Source organism: Pseudomonas sp. Y24-6 (genome assembly GCF_020295325.1).
GTDB classification, from domain to species: Bacteria; Pseudomonadota; Gammaproteobacteria; order Pseudomonadales; family Pseudomonadaceae; genus Aquipseudomonas; species Aquipseudomonas gregormendelii.
Map to the genome: position 1 here is coordinate 414,344 of NZ_JACBXG010000002.1, position 21,927 is coordinate 436,270.

General features: G+C 53.6%; 23 protein-coding genes and 1 pseudogene. 10 read left to right on the forward strand and 14 right to left on the reverse strand.

What is annotated here, in order from left to right:
- Positions 1–141: 141 nt before the first annotated feature.
- Complete coding sequence (locus HYI44_RS05610) at positions 142–1,014, reverse strand: sterol desaturase family protein (protein ID WP_019816994.1); 873 nt, start codon at positions 1,012–1,014, stop codon at positions 142–144.
- Between the two features lie 158 nt (positions 1,015–1,172).
- Between HYI44_RS05610 and HYI44_RS05615 the strand changes: the two genes are divergently transcribed.
- On the forward strand, positions 1,173–2,066 hold the full coding sequence (locus HYI44_RS05615; RefSeq protein WP_032872266.1) for a cation transporter: 894 nt from the start codon (positions 1,173–1,175) through the stop codon (positions 2,064–2,066).
- Positions 2,067–2,122: 56 nt separating this feature from the next.
- Here HYI44_RS05615 and HYI44_RS05620 read toward each other — a convergent pair whose 3' ends face one another.
- From HYI44_RS05620 to HYI44_RS05630, 3 genes are all read right to left on the reverse strand, one after another.
- The gene (locus HYI44_RS05620; protein WP_225568928.1) at positions 2,123–2,716 is read right to left on the reverse strand and encodes a helix-turn-helix transcriptional regulator; all 594 of its coding nucleotides are present in this window, start codon (positions 2,714–2,716) and stop codon (positions 2,123–2,125) included.
- A 143-nt stretch (positions 2,717–2,859) separates the two neighbouring features.
- Positions 2,860–3,363: a signal peptidase II gene (gene lspA, locus HYI44_RS05625; RefSeq protein ID WP_019816991.1), complete on the reverse strand. Its 504-nt coding sequence runs from the start codon at positions 3,361–3,363 to the stop codon at positions 2,860–2,862.
- A 130-nt stretch (positions 3,364–3,493) separates the two neighbouring features.
- Entirely contained in the window at positions 3,494–5,566 is a 2,073-nt protein-coding gene (locus HYI44_RS05630; protein WP_225568929.1) for a heavy metal translocating P-type ATPase, read from the reverse strand.
- Positions 5,567–6,479: 913 nt separating this feature from the next.
- Here HYI44_RS05630 and HYI44_RS05635 point away from each other — a divergent pair.
- Complete coding sequence (locus tag HYI44_RS05635; protein ID WP_019816989.1) at positions 6,480–6,887, forward strand: MerR family transcriptional regulator; 408 nt, start codon at positions 6,480–6,482, stop codon at positions 6,885–6,887.
- Positions 6,888–7,177: 290 nt separating this feature from the next.
- Here the strand turns inward: HYI44_RS05635 and HYI44_RS29515 are convergent.
- The 5 genes and pseudogenes from HYI44_RS29515 to HYI44_RS05655 all read right to left on the reverse strand — a co-directional run.
- Positions 7,178–7,401 (reverse strand): annotated as a pseudogene (locus tag HYI44_RS29515) (hypothetical protein); the annotation flags it as partial.
- A 73-nt stretch (positions 7,402–7,474) separates the two neighbouring features.
- Positions 7,475–8,413, reverse strand: a complete 939-nt coding sequence (gene copD / locus HYI44_RS05640) for a copper homeostasis membrane protein CopD (RefSeq protein WP_019816987.1) — start codon at positions 8,411–8,413, stop codon at positions 7,475–7,477.
- 3 nt (positions 8,414–8,416) lie between these two features.
- The gene (copC, locus tag HYI44_RS05645; RefSeq protein ID WP_024014909.1) at positions 8,417–8,800 is read right to left on the reverse strand and encodes a copper homeostasis periplasmic binding protein CopC; all 384 of its coding nucleotides are present in this window, start codon (positions 8,798–8,800) and stop codon (positions 8,417–8,419) included.
- A gap of 359 nt (positions 8,801–9,159) precedes the next feature.
- Positions 9,160–10,548, reverse strand: a complete 1,389-nt coding sequence (locus tag HYI44_RS05650) for a heavy metal sensor histidine kinase (protein WP_019816985.1) — start codon at positions 10,546–10,548, stop codon at positions 9,160–9,162.
- Positions 10,548–11,234 (reverse strand): heavy metal response regulator transcription factor, encoded by a 687-nt coding sequence (locus HYI44_RS05655; RefSeq protein ID WP_019816984.1) that lies wholly within the window; start codon positions 11,232–11,234, stop codon positions 10,548–10,550. Before HYI44_RS05655 ends, HYI44_RS05650 begins: the two co-directional genes overlap by 1 nt.
- Positions 11,235–11,438: 204 nt before the next feature.
- On the opposite strand from HYI44_RS05655, the gene HYI44_RS05660 reads away from it, so the two are divergent.
- The 3 genes from HYI44_RS05660 (at position 11,439) to HYI44_RS05670 (ending at position 15,021) form a co-directional block, all read left to right on the forward strand.
- Positions 11,439–11,792 carry a co-regulatory protein PtrA N-terminal domain-containing protein gene (locus HYI44_RS05660; protein ID WP_024014911.1) on the forward strand — a complete coding sequence of 118 codons (354 nt, stop codon included), beginning with the start codon at positions 11,439–11,441 and terminating at the stop codon, positions 11,790–11,792.
- 157 nt (positions 11,793–11,949) lie between these two features.
- The gene (locus tag HYI44_RS05665) at positions 11,950–12,483 is read left to right on the forward strand and encodes a plastocyanin/azurin family copper-binding protein (protein WP_019816982.1); all 534 of its coding nucleotides are present in this window, start codon (positions 11,950–11,952) and stop codon (positions 12,481–12,483) included.
- A 180-nt stretch (positions 12,484–12,663) separates the two neighbouring features.
- Positions 12,664–15,021, forward strand: a complete 2,358-nt coding sequence (locus HYI44_RS05670; RefSeq protein ID WP_225568930.1) for a heavy metal translocating P-type ATPase — start codon at positions 12,664–12,666, stop codon at positions 15,019–15,021.
- 20 nt (positions 15,022–15,041) lie between these two features.
- Here the strand turns inward: HYI44_RS05670 and HYI44_RS05675 are convergent, their stop codons facing one another.
- The 4 genes from HYI44_RS05675 to HYI44_RS05690 are packed head-to-tail and all read right to left on the reverse strand — an operon-like array spanning position 15,042 to position 16,884.
- The gene (locus HYI44_RS05675; protein ID WP_019816980.1) at positions 15,042–15,242 is read right to left on the reverse strand and encodes a DUF1289 domain-containing protein; all 201 of its coding nucleotides are present in this window, start codon (positions 15,240–15,242) and stop codon (positions 15,042–15,044) included.
- Between the two features lie 2 nt (positions 15,243–15,244).
- Positions 15,245–15,616: a hypothetical protein gene (locus HYI44_RS05680; RefSeq protein ID WP_045061253.1), complete on the reverse strand. Its 372-nt coding sequence runs from the start codon at positions 15,614–15,616 to the stop codon at positions 15,245–15,247.
- Positions 15,617–15,655: 39 nt separating this feature from the next.
- Positions 15,656–16,588, reverse strand: coding sequence for a CDF family Co(II)/Ni(II) efflux transporter DmeF (gene dmeF, locus HYI44_RS05685; RefSeq protein WP_019816891.1), 933 nt, complete (start codon positions 16,586–16,588; stop codon positions 15,656–15,658).
- 20 nt (positions 16,589–16,608) lie between these two features.
- Entirely contained in the window at positions 16,609–16,884 is a 276-nt protein-coding gene (locus HYI44_RS05690) for a metal/formaldehyde-sensitive transcriptional repressor (protein WP_019816892.1), read from the reverse strand.
- A gap of 361 nt (positions 16,885–17,245) precedes the next feature.
- Between HYI44_RS05690 and HYI44_RS05695 the strand changes: the two genes are divergently transcribed.
- Positions 17,246–17,446: a heavy-metal-associated domain-containing protein gene (locus HYI44_RS05695; RefSeq protein WP_019816893.1), complete on the forward strand. Its 201-nt coding sequence runs from the start codon at positions 17,246–17,248 to the stop codon at positions 17,444–17,446.
- A gap of 110 nt (positions 17,447–17,556) precedes the next feature.
- On the opposite strand, the gene flgB is transcribed toward HYI44_RS05695, so the two are convergent.
- Positions 17,557–17,970 (reverse strand): flagellar basal body rod protein FlgB, encoded by a 414-nt coding sequence (gene flgB, locus HYI44_RS05700; RefSeq protein WP_019816894.1) that lies wholly within the window; start codon positions 17,968–17,970, stop codon positions 17,557–17,559.
- Between the two features lie 383 nt (positions 17,971–18,353).
- On the opposite strand from flgB, the gene HYI44_RS05705 reads away from it, so the two are divergent.
- From HYI44_RS05705 to HYI44_RS05720, 4 genes are all read left to right on the forward strand, one after another.
- A complete protein-coding gene (locus tag HYI44_RS05705; protein ID WP_019816895.1) occupies positions 18,354–18,560 on the forward strand; it encodes a co-regulatory protein PtrA N-terminal domain-containing protein in 207 nt (68 codons plus the stop codon).
- A 177-nt stretch (positions 18,561–18,737) separates the two neighbouring features.
- Positions 18,738–20,714, forward strand: coding sequence for a copper resistance system multicopper oxidase (locus HYI44_RS05710; RefSeq protein ID WP_225568931.1), 1,977 nt, complete (start codon positions 18,738–18,740; stop codon positions 20,712–20,714).
- Positions 20,715–20,726: 12 nt separating this feature from the next.
- The gene (locus HYI44_RS05715) at positions 20,727–20,975 is read left to right on the forward strand and encodes a hypothetical protein (RefSeq protein WP_131670796.1); all 249 of its coding nucleotides are present in this window, start codon (positions 20,727–20,729) and stop codon (positions 20,973–20,975) included.
- Positions 20,947–21,921, forward strand: coding sequence for a copper resistance protein B (locus HYI44_RS05720; protein ID WP_019816897.1), 975 nt, complete (start codon positions 20,947–20,949; stop codon positions 21,919–21,921). Before HYI44_RS05715 ends, HYI44_RS05720 begins: the two co-directional genes overlap by 29 nt.
- Positions 21,922–21,927: the final 6 nt, after the last annotated feature.

The window sequence follows — 21,927 nt, forward strand, 5'->3', positions numbered from 1 at the left end:
CGTTAAGGGCGATCGCGTCCGCTTAAAAATACGCGGACACCATCGCCCTTAATGCTGGAGTTCGGAAGGTGTGTTGGCTGGACGCTTACCCTACAACACATGGCAGTAAATGCGCGAATAGGCGTTTCGTGGTACGCAACTTCAGATCATATGGTTCTGAGGCTTGCGCCTAAACGGCGCGATTAGCTGCGCACGATAGCCTGTTGGAAAGTCTCGCTCTTTTAGCCCTACCTGCGCATCACCGAGCTTGTTTGCTGCGTCATAGAAGGTTCCAAATAGGTGATCCCAAATAAGTAAAAACTCTCCGAAGTTGACCTGGGCATCTTCGAACTCTCGCTTATGGTGCCAGCGATGTGTCTCGGCGACTCCAATCACGTTGCGTAACCAGCCCAACGAGTAGTCCAGGTTCGAATGCTGGAAGGCTAAATGAACGGTCAAGATGCTGAACCAAGTCGCGATAACGGCCGACGGCGCACCTGAGGCGAGCAGAACCACCAGCCCCGGTCCGGCCATTAGCGCCGCATGCAGCGGATGTCTGCGCTCCCCATTCATCCAATAAAGGCGATCAGCGCTGTGATGAATCATGTGCATACGCCACAGCCAATGCACCCGATGGCTGATGCGATGCATGACATACAGGCTTAAATCGAGGACGGTTGCGACCAGAACCAGCTGTAACCAGAGGGGACTCTCGCTGGGAAAAAGGCGAACTGATGCCGGCACCGCATCGCCAAGCTTGGCGAGGACTTCAGCAGTGAACTGAATGACAGAAAGGTTGACCAGCATATGCAATAAATCGGTCGAGGTGTCTTGATGATCTTCGAGCCAGGATTGACGAAAGGGTTGGAATTGCTCCAGCGCGGCGATCGTGAACAAGCTCACAATAGCGATCAGGAGTGTTGTGGGCCATGGCGGAATCCCGGTGTAAAGCGCCCAAACCATGAACGCAGCGGTGCCACCAAATATGAGCGGATAGCTCATCCAACGTATGACGTATCGGAAAATAATGATCATCGCTCACCTCCTTTTAGGAAGCGAAGACGATAAGTCACAGGCTGGCGTTTGGATTGAACGAAAGAGCTACAATCGAATGATGAATATCCTCGCTTGACCTTATAGCGGCTAGAAGGTTTGTAATCGACAGGATCAAGTGTATTTAGAGGAGCGGCCCCATGAGTTCGTGTGACAAATCCTGTGGCTGTGGCCCGGCTTCAGCAGGCCCAGAAGCAGCAGCTAAGCCATTAAATGAAGGGACATGGATCAGCAAATTTTCAGTACCAAAAATGGACTGTCCTTCCGAAGAACGGATGATCAGACTCGCGCTGAATGGCTTGCAGGAAATAGCTTCACTTTCTTTTGACCTATCCGGTAGACAGGTGAGTGTTTTTCACGAAGGGGCCGTAGAGCAGATCGCTACCAAGTTGGAGTCACTTGGCTTGGGGGCAAGGCTATTAGATACGCAGCCCATCAGCCCAGAGTCCGTATCAGCCAACAGTGCCAATGAAGAGCAAAACGCTTCAAAGGAAGCCAGCACATTAAAAATATTGCTCGGCATCAATGGTGCAATGTTTCTCGCCGAAATGAGTGCTGGCCTGATTGCCCAATCGACGGGGCTGATTGCCGACTCGCTGGACATGTTTGCTGATGCGGCCGTTTACGGGCTGGCCCTCTTTGCGGTCGGCCGCAGCGCGGGAATGCAAGTACGTGCAGCACACCTGGCAGGTATGTTTCAGATCATTCTAGCTTTGGGTGTGCTTTTGGAAGTTGCTCGACGCTTTCTCTATGGCAGTGAACCTGAATCGATGCTGATGATGGGGATAGGCGCCGTCGCGCTGGTGGCAAACGTCACTTGCCTGTGGCTGATCTACAGCCACCGCGAAGGAGGAGCACACATGAAAGCGAGTTGGATTTTCTCAGCCAACGATGTGATTGCGAACGTTGGCGTAATCGCTGCAGGAGCATTGGTCGCTTGGACAGGGTCTCCGTACCCAGACTTGGTGATTGGTACGGTCGTTGGCCTGATCGTTTTGAACGGCGCACGTCGAATCCTGGCTCTAAAAGCTTAACTATTCCAATCGGCGAGCGGCCTGTAGCTAAGGCCGCAAGCCTCTAACCTAGTCGCTTAATGCAAGCTCACTTCGGCGAGCGCCGATGAGGGATCTATACCCAACAGCGAGCGAAAGGTTCTGGAAAAGTGGGCTGAGTCGGAGAAGCCTGACGCGTGCGCAGCGGTGGTTATAGGTTCTCCGGATGCCAGATGTCGAACAGCTTGGGTCAGTCGTAGCCATTTAGCATAGCTACGCAGCGGCAAACCGGTTTGTTCCACGAACCAATGCGAGAATCGAGTTGGGGACAGGTGTACCAGTGCTGCCAACTCTTCACGTCGTACCATGCCCTGGTAAATGGCCGTGCTGACTATTGCCAGGCGAGGATCGGCGACTGGAGGTGCATCGGTTATCTGTAGGGCTTTTCGCACTGCGGACCGAGTGTCTCCCGCGCCTGCCTTCAAGGAGTCAGCAATTAGTGCGGCGTCAGCCGGGGCGATATTGATCGGAATCGGCGTCATGGTCTTCGGCAAAACCTGGCCCTCTTCTGCCAAGACGTCCAAGTAGATTGAAACGATGAGGGCTCCGCTGATTCGATGCCGAACACCGGCTGGAATAAACACTGCAAACTCGGTGTGCTGACGCGGCAGGCATTCCACTGTTACAGGCACGTCGATACCTATAGCTATTTGGTGAGCCTGATGCTGATGCCAATCTTGATGACCAGCATGCCCAGCAAAAACCGCTAACCCAGGCGTTAGCCATGCGCGACCAGACCACCTTAGGACACGTACTGGAAGGTGGCGCTCCATCGTCAACGTTTGCTTGGCGACGCGGGGCTAATCACGCTTATGACCAATAAAAACGATGCGCCGCTGACAATACATATATCTGCGAGATTAAACGCGGGCCAGTGCCAGCCTTGATAGTGAAAATCCAGATAGTCCACGACAAAGCCTCGCAAAGAACGGTCGATAAGATTGCCAACAGCCCCACCCAAAACGAGACAATAGCCCAAGGCTTCGCTCCAGTGACGTTCCCGTTGAAGGATCGCGACGAGCGTCAATGCTACGGCTAGCGCAACAACAACGAAAAGGTAACGCTGCCAGCCTCCAGCGTCAGCCAAGAAGCTGAACGCGGCGCCGGTATTGCGTGCATGCACTATGTTGAAAAATGAGCCTACGGCGACCGATGAGCCCAGCTCATAAAGGTGCTCGACGCCAAGCTTTAGACTTTGATCGATCAACGCCAGGACCGCTGCAATTCCCCACCACAAAGTAGGCGGCTGTACACGAGCTGTCATTGGGAAACCGTTCATTGGCTATTCCGTAGTAACCGTTCCAGTACATCTGAAACTGGTATTTTTTGAAAAGCACTGACTCTTGCTCGTGCGGTATCACCCACTGGGATCCAGGTCTTGGAACAGCAAAGCAGGCATCGTGTCCGTATCATTTGCGCAGCAAGCGCAGGCCATTCAGTACTACCAACAGGCTTACCCCCATATCCGCGAATACCGCCATCCACATCGTAGCGTGACCAGTGAGCGTAACGGCTAGGAAGATGGCTTTAACGCCCAGCGCGAGCGCAATGTTTTGCGTAAGTACTGCTCCGGTCTGGCGGGAGAGACGAATGAAGGCAGGAATCTTGCGCAAATCATCATCCATGATTGCTACGTCAGCAGTCTCGATCGCCGTATCGGTGCCAGCTGCCCCCATCGCGAAGCCCACATCAGCCCGAGCAAGCGCAGGGGCATCGTTTATTCCGTCACCGACCATGCCGACGGTGCCTTTATGATCGATCAAGGCTTCGATGGCTTTGAGCTTATCGATCGGTAGGAGATTGCCCTTGGCCTCGTCAATGTTTACCTGCGCGGCAATTGCCAGCGCGGTATGTGGGTTGTCCCCTGTCAACATCACAGTCTTCACACCTAACGCGTGAAGCTCCTCGATTGCGGCTCGGCTGGTGGCTTTTACCGTATCGGCGACTGCAAACAACGCCAGCGCCCGTTTGTCATCGGACAGAATGACTACAGTTTTCCCTTGCCGCTCAGGGTGGCCCAGGGCGGCTTCGGTATTAGGTGAGCAGAACCCCAACTCCTCCAACAAACGATGGTTACCCAACTGGTAGCGCTTACCCTCGATCTCGCCGCGGACCCCTCGGCCCAGCAGCGCTTCGAAGTTATCCACTTCCAGCAACCGCAGCGATTGCTGGGCCGTTTGTTTGGCAATAGCCCGCGAAACCGGATGATCCGAACGTTGGGCAAGGCTCGCGGCGGCAATGCGATAATCTCTAGATAATCCATCAGCTAGAGGCAGGAAATCGGTCTGTACGGGCTTGCCATGGGTAATGGTCCCAGTTTTATCCAAGGCCAGATGGGTGATCTTGCGACCGCTTTCCAGGTACGCCCCGCCCTTGATTAAAATGCCTTTTCGCGCCGCTGCCGCGAGGCCGCTTACAATGGTCACCGGGGTCGAAATCACCAGTGCGCAAGGGCAAGCGACTACCAGAAGCACCAGCGCCCGATAAATCCAGTCAGCCCATAATCCGGCCATAAACAGGGGCGGGAATATCGCAACGGCAAGGGCGAAGAAAAACACCGATGGCGTATAAACCTTGGCGAACTTATCGACGACCCGCTGGATCGGGGCGCGTGAACCTTGGGCTTCCTCCACAGCATGAATAATCCGGGCCAGTGTCGTATTGCTGGCCTCAGCCGTCACGCGGTACTCGAAGGAACCGGACTCATTGATCGAGCCGGCATAAACAGGGTCACCGACAGCTTTCTCGATGGGCAAGCTTTCCCCGGTGATAGGGGCTTGGTTTACGGTAGAGTTGCCGGAGATCACGTTGCCATCCAGACCAATGCGCTCGCCGGGGCGAACTCGAACCAAGGAGCTGATCTGGACGGTTTTGACATCTACGTCCAGCCAACTGCCGTCTGCCTGGCGCACCGTTGCATGATTTGGGGTCAAGTCCATCAGTCCTTTGATCGCATTGCGTGCACGATCCAACGACTTGGCCTCAACCAATTCGGCAACAGTAAATAAAAACATGACCATCGCCGCTTCTGGCCACTGCCCAATCAGGACCGCTCCCGTCACCGCAATGCTCATCAACGCGTTTATGTTGAGATTGAAATTTTTGAGAGAGATCCAACCTTTCTTGTAAGTCGCGGGCCCGCAGAGTGCTACCGAGATTAAAGCTACAGCAGCAATCACCCATTCGGGGGCTGCCTGGGTGAAATGCAAAATTTCCGCGCCTACCGCAGCAATACCAGACAGCGCTAACGGCCACCAGGTGCTTTTGCGCAGTGATTCAGCTTCAAACTGGCTTTGCTGCTTATCCGCGCCTGGTACGTCGACCGCGCCATTCAACGGTTCCGCCTGCATACCAAGCGATGACACGGCCGCTTCGATTCCCAGGGTATGTGGCAATTCGTGCCAGACACCTAGAGTACGGTTCATCATGTTGAATTCCAATTTCTGAATTCCAGGCATCTTTGCAAGCTTGCCCTCAATCATCGCCTGCTCGGTAGGACAGCACATTTGCCCAATCCGGAAACGACTCAAGCGAGCCGTGTCGTTGACAACGGCTGATGACACTTTGGATGCGCACGCGCTTGGGCCATCCGTTCCAGATGCAGAGCAACATGCATCGGTAACAACCGAGGTGGTGGGCTCGTTCGGTTCGGTAGGTGGATATTGAGAAGATGTCGGAGATGAAGTGGAGCAGCTTGTCTTTCCGCCGTTGCCTCCAGCAGAGCAGCCATCCGCACTTTTGGTTGTTGAAAGCGCAGGATTCACGTCCGAGGTCTTAGAAGAACAGCAACTGGTAGTTCGATCTCGATCGGTTTCGTCTTCACCCGATGTTGCGGAAGTCGCACAGCAGCTCCCGGATGCGACAGGGTCAAAAACGTCCACGCCCGCTGGCTTTTTTGGTGCTTGCTCGTCACCGCAACAGTTTTTCATGAGAACGCTCTCCGCTTTTCATGGCGAGAGTGAACACCTTATAGCCCCTATAAGGTCAAGAGATTCTTCGATGCCTTAAGGCATCCACCAGCGACCATTCATGTTCAACGTGATCACAGTGAGTAAGTGGCCGGTAGTAGATAGGAAATGCTGCTTCCCCTCGCGCCTACGGTGTTGGCATCAACGGCGTCCTATTTCGTGACGCTAATATCAGGCGGCATCCCGTCCTCACAGCAAAGCACACAGGGCACTTGCCCTATGCGGCGGCCGACGAGCAGCACAGAAGCTCTGCTACGAAGGTAAGCAGCCATGTGCAGAGCAAAGCGTCCAAACTCGAGTTGAAGAGATCGGCGGGGAGGGTTTTCATCGATCAGAGGCCTGGCGATCGGTAGAACGGTGAGCAAGGATTTGCTTGTTGCCTGACGCGAGTAGAATGAGGATTCCAGCAACTATAGGGTCAAGAGAAATGAATGCGCCCACGTACACGATCGGTGCCTTGGCGAAGCTGACCGATACCAAAGCCGTAACCATCCGCTATTACGAGCAGTCAGGGCTGCTGCCTTCTGCTGGAAGATCACCGTCGGGTTATCGCTTTTACACAGATGAAGAGCGCAACCGGCTGCTGTTTATCCGTCGCAGCCGCGCGCTTGGGTTCAGCGTCGATGACATTCGCGATCTACTCGGCCTGGCTGACCGACGCGACGCTTCCTGCGCCGCTGTGGATGCGAAAGTGCAAGGGCAACTCCAACAAGTTCGAATCCGTATTCAGGACTTACGAGGTTTAGAAGCCGAACTGACACGACTGAGTGTTTGCTGCCACGGTGGTGTTATAGAGCAATGTCGCATCATTGAATCATTGTCGAATCGTAGTTAACGCGGCAAAAGACTCCATGTGCGTAGAGATTGTACGAGGTGAGAATCGTCATTGTGCAATAAAGTCCGCTATCTTGGTTTATTTCAGGATGCGTGCCTTAGGATTGTCCTGTGGTTCGCAATTTTGCCATCCCATTAAAACCGCATGCGGCGACATGTGGGAAAATCGATGGTAATAGCTCTAAGTTAACCGTGCTCAGTTATCATTATTGAACCACCGACACCTCCGTGCTTATTAAATTTCTGACGCAAAGTGCTTAACCGTGCGACAGGGTAAATTCATTGCCGCTTTGAAATGTGCAGCTTACCGCCTGTTTTGCACCCTTGCTCGGCTTACGGGGTTCACCGAGTTCGGGGGACTTCATGTCACGGCGGCAGCGTTGGCCCATGTTGTCATCCGCCATCCAAGGGTTTCATTGGACATGGCTCTCCGGCGCTTGAACACCCGCCATCCCGCTGAGGGGAAGCGCCAGGCTAATCAGGAAAATCAGGCAAAGCCGTAGACAGCGTGTCATGGGCTGAAGTGTAGCCAGTAGAAATGGTGCTAACAATCACGCTCCAGGCTTCTGGGTTAGCTGCCAGAAACCTCTATTGCGCGCTCATTTCCATTTCAGGACTTAGCGTGCCTAACCATGCGACAAGACAGATGATGAGGATTGCCATCAGGAATTCGAATTTCATGCTGCGGCGCAAGGCATTGACCGCTACAGAGTATTGACCATTGCGAACCGAGCGCTCCAATAGCGGGCTTAAGTGAAAGCGGTTCAGCGTCGCTAAAACGATCATCCCGGCAAAGAGCAGGATCTTCAAAAACAGCAACTGGCCATAGGTACTGAGCATGACCTCATCAAGGTTGGGACCGACGATGAAAAGGTAATTTACTACTCCCGTAACGCTTATGATCGCAACAATCACACCGCCGGCCGACTCAAAGCCAGTCAGCACGCGGGCAAGAATACGTGCTTCCTCCTCACCCTTCAGCGATTTCAACCGTAGCAGTAGAGCGAAGGCCGCTAGAGCACCCAACCAGCCACCTGCCGCTAATAAATGGAAAATGTCGCTGAGAAAATGCCAGTAGCGGCGGCTGCCTTCGTCCATGGCACCATGCCCCGTCCAGGCTAGCGTGGCCAACGCGATTGCTCCACAGACGGTGACGATCCAGAGGCTGGGTGTCGGATATCGTTTATTCAACGCGACGCCCAGAATTGCCCCCACCAAGGCGGCTATCCGAACCATCCAGGTCAGCCCAACGTCGGTGCCCATGATGACCATTTCAAAAATGTGGTGATGTAGCTCCATAAGCTCCGATACACCGCTCATTGCTTTTGCAAGCAACAACATCGCAGCAAGGGACAGAACTACACCTGCAACAGAAGTACCGTAGAGAAGCGACTCAAAGTTCAAGACCGTGCCCGATACCCTTTCCTTTCCCCTGAGGCTGTACAAGCCAAATATGGCCAGTCCAAATAACAACATCAGGTCAAAATAGAGAGCAAAGCGAACCACGATATTTAATGAGTCGCTCATGGATTATTTCACTTTGAATGAAAAGTTGCCGGTGATCGGGTGGGTGTCCGAAGACACTGCACGCCATTCAACTTTGTAGGTGCCGGTGGTCAGCGGTGCAGCCGGCGTAATCACCATGGTTTTCGGATCACCACCAGCAGCGACGGCGGCCTTTACACCCATGGGTGAGTTAGGCATGCCTGGCATGTCGGTCATGATCAGCTTTGCACCGGAGAACTGAGTGGTGAGATTCTCAGAAAAATGCAGTTCGATTTTCGACGGAGCCGCCGCATCCGAGCCTTCTGCCGGAGTGGAAGAAAGTAGTTTTGGATGTGCCTGGGCCACTGCACTCAGAAGCAAACCAGCAGTGATTGCAACAGCCACGGACGTAGTTTTAAGGAATGACATGCAAGACTCCTCACAGCAAGCGCTGTTGATTCGAGGTTTTTTGGGAGGAACTAGTTTTTAATTTCTTTAAAAACCACTGTTGATTAACTTGGAGCCCCCGTCCTCTTCGCCAGGTTGAACAGGAGAAACTCGCTAGCCCTAACGTCACAGTGCGAGAACACGATGCCACACGATCACAAACTGTTCGATTACATTTCAGTCAGCTTGATCCGATGTTTGGCATCTAATCGTTGAGCGTAGCAAGACCTGGAAAAGACACGGCGTACCGCAGGACAGGGGAGCTCAATCACTTTGAAAAATCCGCAGAGGCGTAGCAAACGCAGAACGCCAAGACGTCGTTGGTCCCAATGTTTTGTCGCTCAGCTAACCGTGGAATCGACGGCCGGAAACTCAAGATGAAAAGCCGTTTTCCCGTCGCCTGACGTACACCAGATCTTGCCATTGTGCGCTTCGACAATTGATCGGGTAATTGACAGACCTAGCCCTGCGTTGCTCGGACTTCCTTCTCGCCGCGCTGGGTCCACGCGATAAAAACGATCAAACAGCTTTTCAAGGTGTTCGGGGGCAATGGGCTCACCATAGTTTTCCACGACAACCGTTACCGACGCATCCTTGTGCTGAATATCGACACTGATTGACGTCCCTTCATAGGTGTAGCGCAGCGCATTTGAGAGCAGATTGGAAATCGCTCGGTGGAGCATAAGAACATCACCTCGCACGCTCCCCCGTCCTGAAACCTTGAGCTCGATCCCTCGTTCATCAGCCAACAGGCGGTAGTACTCAAGCAATTTTTCCACGACAGCCACCAGGTCTATTGGCTTGCTCTCGTGCGTAATTAGACCATTGTCAGATTTCGCCAGAAAAAGCATGTCATCAATCATCCGGCTCATGCGCTTCAAGTCATCAAGATTGGAGTACAAATTGTCTTCGTAGTCCTCGATGTTTCTTTTTCTCGAAAGCACCACTTCAGTGTGGGTCATCAAGTTGCTCACGGGGGTCCGTAGTTCGTGGGCAATGTCTGCCGAAAAGTTGGATAACCGGACAAATGCATCGTCGAGCCTGGATAACATGGCGTTGAACGACAACACCATCTGTTGAAGCTCTTTCGGAACGGGTGCCAGGGGAATACGCTCCTTGAGTGATTTTGCTGACATGGAGGCAGCAACCCATGTGACCTGGCGGATAGGCCGCATGCCACTGCTAGCTACCATCCAGCCGAGTGCAGCACTGACCAATGCGCTGATCACCAACCCTATCCAAAACCATCGTTCGAGCGTCTCGAAAAAGGACATATGCTGCGTAACGTCAAAAATCAACATGACAGTTAATGGCCTTTCTTGTCCCGTCACTACGGATTGCGCAGTCACACCACGGAACATCTGCTCTTGCTCCCGCCATTCCCAGACGGTTGTGTTTGTGGTTGTTCGAAACGCCTTCGGAACGTCGACCGGGCCGGGATCCGCAAACAGCACCTTGCCGTCGCCATCGATGATAAGCGCAGTCAAATCACGGTGTGCGCCCAGCAGCGCTTCTAACTCCGGTTTAGCCTCGCTGAATTGATCGATGTTGCTCAGCCCGGACAAGATCCGCTGGGTCGAGTGGAGTTTTTCGTACAATGCCTGCTGATCCAGCATCTTGAAATGATGCCGGCTGAGGTTATTGAAACTGAGTCCGGCGACCGTGAGCACGGCCGTTACCGCGAGCATAAACATCAGACTCATACGAGTCGTCAGGGACATCCGGTTCATCACGACTCCGAATCTGGTGCATCGAGCATGTAACCCATTCCCCTTGAGGTATGAATCAACTTGACCTCAAAATCGTCGTCTATCTTGGCCCTGAGCCGTCTCACTGCAACCTCGATAACGTTGGTATCGCTGTCGAAGTTCATATCCCAAACCTGGGAGGCGATAAGAGACTTTGGCAGCACCTCCCCTCGACGACGCAGCAGAAGCTCAAGCAACGCGAACTCTTTGGCCGTAAGGTCTATGCGTTTGCCTCCTCGGATGGCTCGACGCTTGAGCAGGTCCACTTCAAGGTCAGCCAGTTTCATAAAGGTTTGCGAAGGTGCGCTGCTACCGCGACGCAGCAGCGTTCTGACTCGAGCAAGCAATTCAGAAAACGCGAAGGGTTTGATCAGATAGTCATCCGCACCGAGTTCAAGTCCCTTCACTCGGTCTTCAACGCGGTCTCTGGCGGTGAGAAAAAGCACCGGGACGTCTTTCCCGGAAGCGCGCACCTTCTGCAGGACTTCCCAGCCATCCAAACCCGGCATCATGACGTCGAGAATCAGCAGATCATAGGCTTCGCTCAAAGCGTGCTGAAGCGCCTCTTTTCCATTCGTGAAACGGTCGACATTGAACCCGGCCTCGTTGAGCCCTTGCTGCAAATAGATACCTATTTTTGGTTCGTCTTCAGCGACAAGAAGTCTCATGAGGTCGTTCTCAGATAAAGGTTAAGCGGAGTCTGCAACGAAAACTGGCAGCCAACCAGCAACTGACAGAAAAGTAATCTTGGCTTCAGGTAGATGTCAGCGAGTGCTGGCTAGGGTTCAGACATGAGCACTTCATTGGTGCTCGACCGACCTCTGAGCGATGAATCGTATGGAAGTCGGATTCCCTCATGAGGAGCTACCCCGATGAACCACCTGAAAATGCTGTTTTTTGTAAGCTCGATACTGGTCTCGGCTTCTGTGTGGGCTGAAAGCGGCGGAGATCGTGTGATTGAGCGTATGGAAGGTTTGCGCGACAAGGCCGAGGCCACGTTGATGAAAGCTGAACAAGCCCCTGAAGGAGAGCGTCACGTCCACATGGCAGAACACATGAAGATGCTTGGCGACATCATGAGCCAGCTCCACAACGATCACCCAGATGCCTCAATGTCACCCCAACAGCATCTAGCCTGGATGGAGAAGCACGACAAAATTGTTGACGACGTTTTGCGCCAGATGCAGCGCGAGCACAAATTGATGCTTTCAGAAAACCATCAATAAACGCCCCCAGGATAAGTACTTGTCAGCATCTTGTTGCGGCGTCAATTGGACGCCGTATCTATTTAGAAAACTGACAAAGAAGTAATGCCCAAGTCAGTTAGCTGGCAGCTGAGCATCATTAGCATAGCCAATGTTCCCACGTATTCCTGAGGTCACCATGAAAACTACGCTCGCTACCCCGTTCATCGCAGCAATGACCCTTTTTTTCGCTGCTACGGCTATGGCTAATGCTGGGCATGGACAAGACGACATAGGCCAGCCTGGTGTGGCCTCTGACGTTACCCGCACTGTAGAGGTCGAGATGGGCGACATTTTTTTCAAGCCTAAAAGCATCGACGTAAAACCTGGTGAAACAATCCGCTTTGTCCTTCGCAACGAGGGTTCGCTGCTGCATGAGTTCAACATCGGCAAAGCCGCTGCTCATGCAGCACACCAGAAAGAAATGGCAAGCATGTTCAAGAACGGAACATTAAGCCCTACCGGTACCGGGAAGATGAGCGGCATGAGCCACGGCATGGGCGGAATGAAGATGGTCGCAATGGAGCATGACGACCCTAACAGTGTCCTGATTGAGCCTGGCTCAACCCAAGAGCTGATCTGGACCTTCAACGACAGTGCAGGGCTTCAGTTTGCCTGCAACGTGCCGGGGCATTACCAATCGGGAATGGTCGGCGAATTTGATCTGAAATAAACCGGAGTCGGCTGTTTCTGCCGGCCCGACGCAAGAGTTGGCTACGCTAAGTCGCAAGTAACATAGCAACGCTTCTCAGCCGGGGTCCGTGCGGAAACATCACCGCACCACTGTGGAGCCGCAAATCAGCGTTGTACTGAATATGCTCATTTCTAGTAGCACCTTACAAGGGGAATAGACATGCCTACCACCTCTGGCCATCACGACCATAATCACACCCATGCTGCTTCCCGGGATGATGCTGATCTACATGACCCGGTGTGTGGAATGGCAGTCACTTCGTCGAGTAAATTTGCTGAGACTTACCAAGGACAGACGTATCGGTTCTGTAGCCTGAAATGTCAGGAGAAGTTTCGAGCGGACCCTGAGCGCTACAGTGGCCACGTGGTGCGCAACGAGTCAGGCAGCACAACGCCGGAGTCTGCGGTACAAACGGGCACTGAATTTACGTGCCCGATGCATCCTGAAATACGGCAGACCGGCCCCGGTAACTGTCCTAAATGTGGCATGGCACTAGAGCCTGTCATGCCGGCGCTTGATGAAGAAGAAAATCCTGAACTCCGGGATTTCAATCGCCGCTTCTGGTGGTCGCTGCCCTTAACCGTGGTCGTAACCGTGCTCGCGATGGCGGGTCACTCGTTACAACTTCTTCATGGTTCGGCTCAAAACTGGATCGAGTTCGCTCTGGCGACACCCGTGACCTTATGGGCAGGATGGCCTTTTTTTGTAAGGGGACTGGCCTCGGTTAAAAATCGCAGTCCCAACATGTGGACTCTGATTGGGTTGGGCACCGCCGCAGCTTATCTGTACAGCGTCATAGCAACGCTCTTCCCCCAAAGTTTTCCCTCCAATTTCATGCAAGATGGACGTATCGGCGTTTACTTCGAAGCGGCAGCGGTCATCATCTCGCTCACGTTGCTTGGCCAGATCCTTGAGCTCAAAGCCCGATCACAAACTTCCGCCGCCATTAAGTCTCTTCTCGGCCTTTCGCCCAAAACTGCACGCCGGATCAATGCCGATGGCCAGGAGGAAGACATTCCTCTCACACATGTGCACCTGGGAGACAACTTACGGGTCAGACCGGGTGAAAAGGTGCCAGTTGATGGTTCGGTACTTGAGGGTGAAAGTGCGGTGGATGAGTCGATGCTCACTGGCGAGCCAGTCCCGGTAATGAAGAAAGCTGGAGATAGCCTGATCGGCGCCACGCTGAATACGCATGGGAGCCTGGTGATGGAGGCCCAGAAGGTCGGTGCCGAAACCATGCTGTCCCAGATCGTACAGATGGTCGCGAGAGCTCAGCGTTCCAAGGCGCCGATGCAACGAATGGCCGACTCGATTGCCGGCTACTTCGTGATGGGTGTTATCGCGATTGCGATAATGACATTTATCGGTTGGGGGCTTTTCGGCCCTGAGCCCAGTTGGGTGTTTGGTCTAATCAACGCTGTCGCCGTGCTGATCATCGCTTGTCCCTGTGCGTTGGGACTTGCTACGCCTATGTCGATCATGGTGTCGACAGGTAAAGCAGCCAGCATGGGTGTTTTGTTCAGAGATGCCAGTGCAATTGAAAGCCTTTGCAGAATCGACACGCTGATTGTCGACAAGACAGGCACCCTGACAGAGGGACGGCCCGTGTTTCACAGCGTGGAGGCCACTCCCACCTTCAATCCCGACGACGTCCTTCACCTGGCTGCCAGCCTTGATCAGGGCAGTGAGCATCCTTTAGCACATGCGATCGTCGATCACGCCCGAGCCGAGAACATAAAGCTCACCAAGCCCGAATCCTTTGAGTCGGATTCGGGTATCGGCGTCAGTGGCGTTGTCGATGGCAAGAAGCTCCAGCTGGGGAACACAGCGTTGATGGAAGCCGCAGGCGTGAGCACCAACTCCCTACAAGAGCGCGCTGAGGTGTTGCGACTTGACGGCATCAGTATTATCTACCTCGCCGTCGACGGCGCATTGGCAGGTTTGTTGGCCGTATCAGATCCGATCAAGCCAACCTCAAAAGAGGCCGTCACCAAGCTTAAGGCTCACAACGTGAAAATCATCATGGCTACTGGGGACGGGCTTACTACCGCTCGGGCTGTCGCCAGGGAGATGGGGATTGAAGAGGTCCACGGTGAAGTCAAACCCCAAGACAAGGAACGTCTGGTGGCAGACCTACAGCAACACGGGCGAAAAGTGGCCATGGCAGGTGACGGTATCAACGATGCTCCGGCCCTGGCGCGAGCAGATGTGGGGATAGCCATGGGAACGGGGACTGACGTGGCGATGAATAGCGCGCAACTCACGCTGGTCAAAGGTGACCTGATGGGGATCTTACGAGCACGAGCTCTTTCGGTCGCCACAGTTAAAAACATGCGCCAGAATTTGGGCTTTGCTTTTCTCTACAACTCAATGGGTATACCTCTTGCCGCTGGTTTGCTCTATCCATTGACGGGGCACCTCCTGTCGCCAATGATCGCTGCCATAGCCATGAGCGTCAGTTCCGCGTCGGTAGTTTTCAATGCATTGAGGCTGAGGAATACCCGAGTTGACTGACCTTCAAAATTGCAGCGGTTTTAACTCGGGGGGAATGGCGATCCATGTGCTTTCTTCAATCCCTTTAAGCGCGCATTCGCCCTTTGCACAGCGGCCATTTTTTCGGGCCGCTTCATGCGCTTCCACTTTCTGATGTCTTCCTTATTCCGCCCGCAGCTCACACACAGATCACCACTGAGTTGGCAAACCGAGATACAAGGATTCTCGATTTCTTTTGCCATGGTCAGTCCCCCTTAGCTTTATGTAGTTGAGCCACGCGACGTTTCCAGTCGCCTATGTGCGTGCGTTGGCACTCTTGCTCCGAGTCAAAGCGGACATTGCGGTCTGAAACAGGCAGGTCAAGATTGGCCTCTTTCAAGGCGATCGCCGTCAACTCAAAGATGCGGGCCTTCGCGTCAATCTCGGCCCGCTTCCTGTCAGCCAGGGTTTCGAACACCCAGATGACCTTCAGGGTTTCAGCCAACGCACTTAGGTCAGCGGTGTGAGTGAGCCAAATAAACCCCTTTATCTCGTCCTTTGCTGTTTCGCACGCGTCGGTGAGCGTGACGATCAACTGGCGCTCGATCCGAGCCAGTTCACGTTTACCGGGCGGCATCGGTGTGTCCTATAGAGGTTGTGCTGGACAGGCGCTGAGTCATGTCTGCCGGAACTCGACGGTCAGGTGGCTGACTTCGTGAACTGTTTTGAGACGCTCACGAATGCTCTCGGCGTTCACAGTGGCTTCACCTAGAACGCTGACGATCGCCGCGCACGCTTGAGGTCCCACCCTCCAAACGTGCAAGTCTGTAATGGTAGCGCCACCAGGTTTCTCAACGAGTTCGCGGATTTCCTCGGCAACGTGCGCGTCGGTCTGATCGAGCAACACGCCCGCAGTTACCCCCATCAAGGTCCAGGCCCAACGCGCGATAACGATAGCGCCGACGATACCCATGACCGGGTCGAGCCACACCCAACCCAGATATCGACCGGCAAGCAAGGCAGCGATGGCCAGAATCGACGTCAGCGCGTCTGCAACGACGTGGACATAGGCGGACCTCAAGTTGTTGTCGTTTCCGTTGTGGGCATGAGGGTGATCGTGGTCGTGCCCATGTCCATGTCCATGCCCATGCCCATGCCCATGACCCAGCAGCAGGGCACTGACAATGTTGACGAGCAAACCGACAACGGCGATGAGGGTCGCGGTGCCAAACTGAACCGGTGTTGGCTGCAACAAACGCATGAACGATTCAACGCCAATGCCCAACGAAATCATGCCAAGAATCAGCGCCGAGGCGAACCCGCCCAAGTCTCCAACCTTTCCTGTACCGAAACTGTAGCGCTGGCTGGTAGCGTGGCGTTTTGCGTATCCGTAAGCGGCCGCCGCGATGCCCAATGCGCCGGCATGGGTTGCCATGTGGAAGCCATCGGCCAGTAACGCCATCGAACCCGTGATATAGCCGGCGGTGATCTCCCCGATCATCATTACCACCGTGAGTGCTACAACCCAAAGCGTACGCTTGGCATTCTCATCGTGCGCTGAGCCTAGAAACACGTGGTCGTGTGTGTAATCGATGTCGGTCCTGCTCATACGTGTTTACCTGGATGCATTCACTTGGAGTACCGGCGGATAGCTTCAAGAAGCTCTTCGACGCCCTTGTTACGCTCTTCTTCGCTGAGCGCGGGGTTCGCGACATGTGCTCGTGCGTGATCCTCGATGATCTCCTCCATCAGCCCGTTGATGGCACCCCGAGTGGCCGCAACAAGATGTAGTGTCTTGGCGCAGTCGAAGTCCGATTCCAATGCTCGTTCAACAGCTTGAATTTGCCCGGCAATACGTTTTACACGTTTAAGAAGATCGTCTTTGTGTGATGCGATATGACCCACGCTATACCCCCCCTACCTATATAGGGTCGCATGATAGGCCTCCCCCCTATACCTATGCAAGGTTCGCGGGAGGACAGATCAAAGCCGTTGACGAAACGAGAGGCATACAAAATCGTTGGATCAAGCGAGAGAGCCGCAATGTTGCCGTTAGCCGACCTTTACCGACGAGAACAATAGGGCGCACTCCTGGAAACCGTTCAAATGGTAGCGAGCTAATTAGCAGCCGAGTGGTCAAGTCCCGTAAAACTTCTCGAAATCTGCGCTCACGGCTTTGATTAGATAATCGTTGACCTTGCCATGGTGTCAACGTCGATGCTGTCGCTGCGGGGAAAAGACACCGCTCAGCACGAGGGTAATTCACATGGTCGTCTTAGATGTATCAGGCATTGGTTGCGGCAGCTGCGTCGGCAAAATCACCAGAGCGATCCAGGCACTGGACGACAACGCTACGGTCTCCGTCGATCGATCAACCGGTAAGGTGAGTGTTGAAAGTAGCGAAAACGCTGAACAGCTCCGTAAAGCTGTGGAGGCTGTTGGTTTTCCTTCCAAGATCAGCCATTGAATGGAGACGCCTGCTCCTGAGTAGAGCGTCGTCTGATGGTGAATACCTTTGAATCCGAAAGTACCTGAGCCGCTGTATCGGCCAAAGTTGGCTCGCATGCGCCTATGCTGCTAGTCACCGCGCAGAGCTTTGAGCAAACCCTTGAATGCTCCATTTAGCCGAGTAAAAGCGGCATCGAAACGTATCGCGTTTTCCGTGTATTTCGCGACCTCGACCTGCTGATCGACAGTATTTTGGTCCAAGGCAGGCTGAGCCGGCGTGCTGTAAAGCAAGTCGCGCCCGTATATAGCCACCGCCGATTCTTTCTTAAGAAAATGCTTTGCGTTTGTTGTTTTCAAAGAAAACGCAGTGGTAGCAGGTTCTTTGGTTTGGCTGGCGAGCACAGTAGAAAAATCCAAGTCTTGGGCTTTGAAGTTCGGAGTGTCAGCGTTCGCGATATTGTTACTTAAGATCTCAGCTCTTTGGCCACGATAAACTAACGCTCTTTCTGCGGAGCCTAATGCTTTCTCAAAATTAATACTCACAATTAATCACCCTCGGTGGCATTACTATCTTCTTTGATCATTGAACACCCAGCTGTTGCAGCAGAGCATTCAAGTCTCCTATTAATTTTAATGCAGAGACCTAGAACATCGCCTCCGTGAGAATTAATGGAACCCAAAGCAATGATTACACTTCAATCTTATATTCAATAAAAGTCGCGCAATGCGAAAAGATGGAGACCATACGTATTAAATAGCGTGTACTTCAAGAAAAATATTCCAAACTGACACAACTGTAATATTGGCCTAAGCTTCCTGACAGGGGGTGTCTCTTATAGTCCAACTGAGTCTTTTGCTCACCCCCAAAGAGTCCAATCCATGATGTGATTCAGAGGGGATATTTTCACACATCTGAGGTAGCCCATATGAACACCATCAAAACCTTGTTCGTCGTCGCAGCGCTGACTGTTTCCACTCTGGCCATGGCTGAAGGCGGTGGTGACCGGACTTTCGCACGTATGGAAGTGGCCAGGACGAATTCGATGGAATCGTACCAGGTAGCTCAAACGCAGAGCGCTCAACCGCCTGTCGCTGAAAGCAAAGCCAAAGCGATGGACCATAAAAACTGCTGAACGATCAGGCACGCGGCCAAGCTGACAGAAATGTAATCACGAAGGTGGTTTAGATGTGGCAATTTCTGAGCTCGCTTGCAATGAAAAATTCGTCTTTTTTTCGGTACGCGAAGCTCATCTTGCCAACTCACGGGTTGATTTGAACGGCTCCCTTTTGACTGATTGGAAATAAACGGCATGCATTCCAAAACCTCTAGACGGACATTCGTTAAAGGCCTGGCCGCCGGCGGCATCCTTGGTGGCCTTGGTCTGTGGCGCACTCCTGTATGGGCAGTGACCAGTCCCGGCCTGCCGAGCGTCCTCACCGGCAACGAATTTGATCTGTTTATTGGTGAAACGCCGGTAAACATCACTGGCTCGCCGCGCACAGCCATGACCATCAATGGCTCGTTGCCGGGGCCTTTGCTGCGTTGGCGCGAAGGGGAGACGGTCACTCTGCGCGTGAAGAACCGTCTGGATCAAGACACCTCCATCCACTGGCACGGCATTATTTTGCCTGCCAACATGGATGGCGTACCGGGTTTGAGCTTCCACGGCATCGCGCCCGACGGCATGTACGAATACAAGTTCAAGGTGCATCAAAACGGCACGTACTGGTACCACAGCCATTCTGGGTTGCAAGAGCAGGCAGGTGTTTACGGGCCAATAGTCATCGATTCGAAAGAGCCTGAGCCGTTTCAATACAATCGCGACTATGTGGTGATGCTGACTGACTGGACCGATGAGGATCCTGGGCGCGTCATGGCCAAACTCAAGAAACAATCGGACTACTACAACCACCACAAACGTACCGTGGGCGACTTCATCGACGACGTCAGCAAGCAAGGTTGGTCTGCTGCCGTCGCCGACCGGAAAATGTGGGCCGAAATGAAAATGAACCCAACTGATCTGGCAGACGTCAGCGAGGATACTTACACCTACCTCATGAATGGCCAAGCGCCGAACGGCAACTGGACCGGTATTTTTAAGCCTGGCGAGAAGCTACGCCTGCGCTTTATCAATGGCTCAGCGATGAGCTATTTCGATGTTCGCATTCCTGGTTTGAAAATGACCGTGGTGGCGGCCGACGGCCAATATGTCCAACCAGTCAGTGTCGATGAATTCCGAATCGCCGTGGCAGAAACCTATGATGTGATTGTTGAGCCTGCCACCGAGGAGGCTTACACAATCTTTGCCCAGTCCATGGATAGAACCGGCTATGCGCGGGGGACCTTGGCAGTTCGTGAAGGACTGAAAGCACCGGTACCGGCGATCGATCCGCGTCCGCTGTTGACCATGGATGACATGGGCATGGGCGGTATGGCTGGCATGGACCATGGCAGCATGGCTGGCATGGGCGGCGGCGATATGAAACAGGGTGACATGTCAGGTATGGCTGGCATGGATCACAGCAAGATGCAGGGAATGGACCAAGGTGACATGACCGGGATGACCGGCATGGGCAGTGGTGACATGACCAACATGGCCGGCATGGACCATAGCAAGATGGCAGGTATGGACAAAGGTGACATGTCCAACATGGCCGGCATGGACCACAGCAAGATGGCGGGGATGGGCAAAGGCGACATGTCCGACATGGCCGGCATGGACCACAGCCAGATGGCAGGGATGGGCGGTATGGGAGGCGAGATGCAATCTCACCCAGCGTCCGAAACCAACAACCCGTTGGTTGACATGCAGGCCATGAACCCAACGCCAAAACTGAACGATCCAGGTATCGGTTTGCGGAACAACGGTCGACGGGTGCTCACTTACTCAGATCTGAAGAGCACTTTCCAGGACCCTGATGGCCGAGAGCCCAATCGCACCATTGAGCTGCATCTGACCGGTCACATGGAAAAGTTTTCCTGGTCCTTCAACGGCATCAAATTTTCTGATGCTGAGCCCCTTCGTCTCAAGTACGGGGAGCGTCTTCGCATCACCTTGGTAAACGACACCATGATGACGCACCCCATCCACCTTCATGGAATGTGGAGCGACCTTGAAGATGAAAACGGCAAGTTCATGGTACGTAAGCACACAATCGACATGCCACCGGGTACCAAGCGCAGCTATCGAGTAACCGCCGATGCTTTAGGTCGCTGGGCCTATCACTGCCACCTGCTTTTCCATATGGAAATGGGCATGTTCCGTGAAGTACGGGTTGATGAGTAAAGGAGACGATCTGTGAGCACACACCTAAATCGTAAATCGCTGATCGGTTGCCTCTTTGCTTTTGGCCTGATGGGTGGATTCTCCTGCGTAGCATTGGCAGTCGAAGAACGTGGTGATCCTTCACCTGCTACTTCTGCGGATGCGCCGAACAAGACTGCGACCACGTCAAACGAGGCAACGCCGAATCACGCGACGATACCTCATACCAAGATGCGCCATGAGTCGATGGATCATGACCATGAAAACAAGAAGGCGGATTGAGATCATGACCAAGAATTTTTTACGCCCAACGTTGATGGTATTGGCAGTTTCTACGAGTCCTGTCTTCTTTGCCGTGGCTCACGCCGCTGAAGAGATGGATCACTCGAAGATGAACCATGGCTCCATGGGAGCGATGGACCATAGCAACATGGGGGCTATGGACCACAGCAAGATGAAAATGGACGACGGTCAAATGACCGGCATGGAAAGTATGGATGAAGGGACGACGACAACCAGTCGAACCCCTGTCCCCGTACTTACCGATGCTGACCGTGCAGCCGCCTTTCCAGATGTCGCTGGTCATGGTGTCCACGACAAAACAATCAACTCTTTCATGCTGCTGGATAAGTTTGAATACCAGGATGCTGACAACGGTAGTGCGTTGGCTTGGGATGCGAAAGGATGGATCGGCGGTGACATTGATCGACTGTGGTTGCGCTCGGAAGGCGAACGTACCAATGGCGTGACGGAAAGTGCTGAATTATCCGCGCTCTGGGGGCACTCCATCGGACCGTGGTGGGACGTCGTCACCGGTGTACGACAGGATTTCAAACCAGGGTCTCCTCAAACCTGGGCCGCACTCGGCATTCAGGGCATGGCCCTCTACAACTTCGAGGCCGAAGCGACTGCCTACATCGGTGAGAACGGTCAATCGGCTGCTCGACTGGAAGGCGATTACGACATTCTGCTGACGAATCGATTGATCTTGCAGCCGACGGCCGAGGTCAATTTTTATGGGAAGAATGACCCTCAGCGCGGCATCGGGTCCGGATTAGCCAACACCGAAGTGGGGCTCCGATTGCGTTATGAGATTGTCCGCCAATTTGCCCCTTATATCGGGGTGAGTTGGAGCCGTTCCTATGGCAATACGGCAGACTTTGCACGTGAGGAAGGTGAAGATGCCAGCGAGGCACGCTTTGTCGCCGGTATCCGGATGTGGTTCTGAGAACCG

Bases quoted from the DNA above. Each gene is read 5' to 3' on its own strand.
- HYI44_RS05610 (WP_019816994.1), bottom strand. From the start codon at position 1,014: ATGATCATTATTTTCCGATACGTCATACGTTGGATGAGCTATCCGCTC.
- HYI44_RS05615 (WP_032872266.1), top strand. From the start codon at position 1,173: ATGAGTTCGTGTGACAAATCCTGTGGCTGTGGCCCGGCTTCAGCAGGC.
- lspA (WP_019816991.1), bottom strand. From the start codon at position 3,363: ATGAACGGTTTCCCAATGACAGCTCGTGTACAGCCGCCTACTTTGTGG.
- HYI44_RS05630 (WP_225568929.1), bottom strand. From the start codon at position 5,566: ATGATTGAGGGCAAGCTTGCAAAGATGCCTGGAATTCAGAAATTGGAA.
- HYI44_RS05635 (WP_019816989.1), top strand. From the start codon at position 6,480: ATGAATGCGCCCACGTACACGATCGGTGCCTTGGCGAAGCTGACCGAT.
- copD (WP_019816987.1), bottom strand. From the start codon at position 8,413: ATGAGCGACTCATTAAATATCGTGGTTCGCTTTGCTCTCTATTTTGAC.
- copC (WP_024014909.1), bottom strand. From the start codon at position 8,800: ATGTCATTCCTTAAAACTACGTCCGTGGCTGTTGCAATCACTGCTGGT.
- HYI44_RS05650 (WP_019816985.1), bottom strand. From the start codon at position 10,548: ATGAACCGGATGTCCCTGACGACTCGTATGAGTCTGATGTTTATGCTC.
- HYI44_RS05655 (WP_019816984.1), bottom strand. From the start codon at position 11,234: ATGAGACTTCTTGTCGCTGAAGACGAACCAAAAATAGGTATCTATTTG.
- HYI44_RS05660 (WP_024014911.1), top strand. From the start codon at position 11,439: ATGAACCACCTGAAAATGCTGTTTTTTGTAAGCTCGATACTGGTCTCG.
- HYI44_RS05665 (WP_019816982.1), top strand. From the start codon at position 11,950: ATGAAAACTACGCTCGCTACCCCGTTCATCGCAGCAATGACCCTTTTT.
- HYI44_RS05670 (WP_225568930.1), top strand. From the start codon at position 12,664: ATGCCTACCACCTCTGGCCATCACGACCATAATCACACCCATGCTGCT.
- HYI44_RS05675 (WP_019816980.1), bottom strand. From the start codon at position 15,242: ATGGCAAAAGAAATCGAGAATCCTTGTATCTCGGTTTGCCAACTCAGT.
- HYI44_RS05680 (WP_045061253.1), bottom strand. From the start codon at position 15,616: ATGCCGCCCGGTAAACGTGAACTGGCTCGGATCGAGCGCCAGTTGATC.
- dmeF (WP_019816891.1), bottom strand. From the start codon at position 16,588: ATGAGCAGGACCGACATCGATTACACACACGACCACGTGTTTCTAGGC.
- HYI44_RS05695 (WP_019816893.1), top strand. From the start codon at position 17,246: ATGGTCGTCTTAGATGTATCAGGCATTGGTTGCGGCAGCTGCGTCGGC.
- HYI44_RS05705 (WP_019816895.1), top strand. From the start codon at position 18,354: ATGAACACCATCAAAACCTTGTTCGTCGTCGCAGCGCTGACTGTTTCC.
- HYI44_RS05710 (WP_225568931.1), top strand. From the start codon at position 18,738: ATGCATTCCAAAACCTCTAGACGGACATTCGTTAAAGGCCTGGCCGCC.
- HYI44_RS05720 (WP_019816897.1), top strand. From the start codon at position 20,947: ATGACCATGAAAACAAGAAGGCGGATTGAGATCATGACCAAGAATTTT.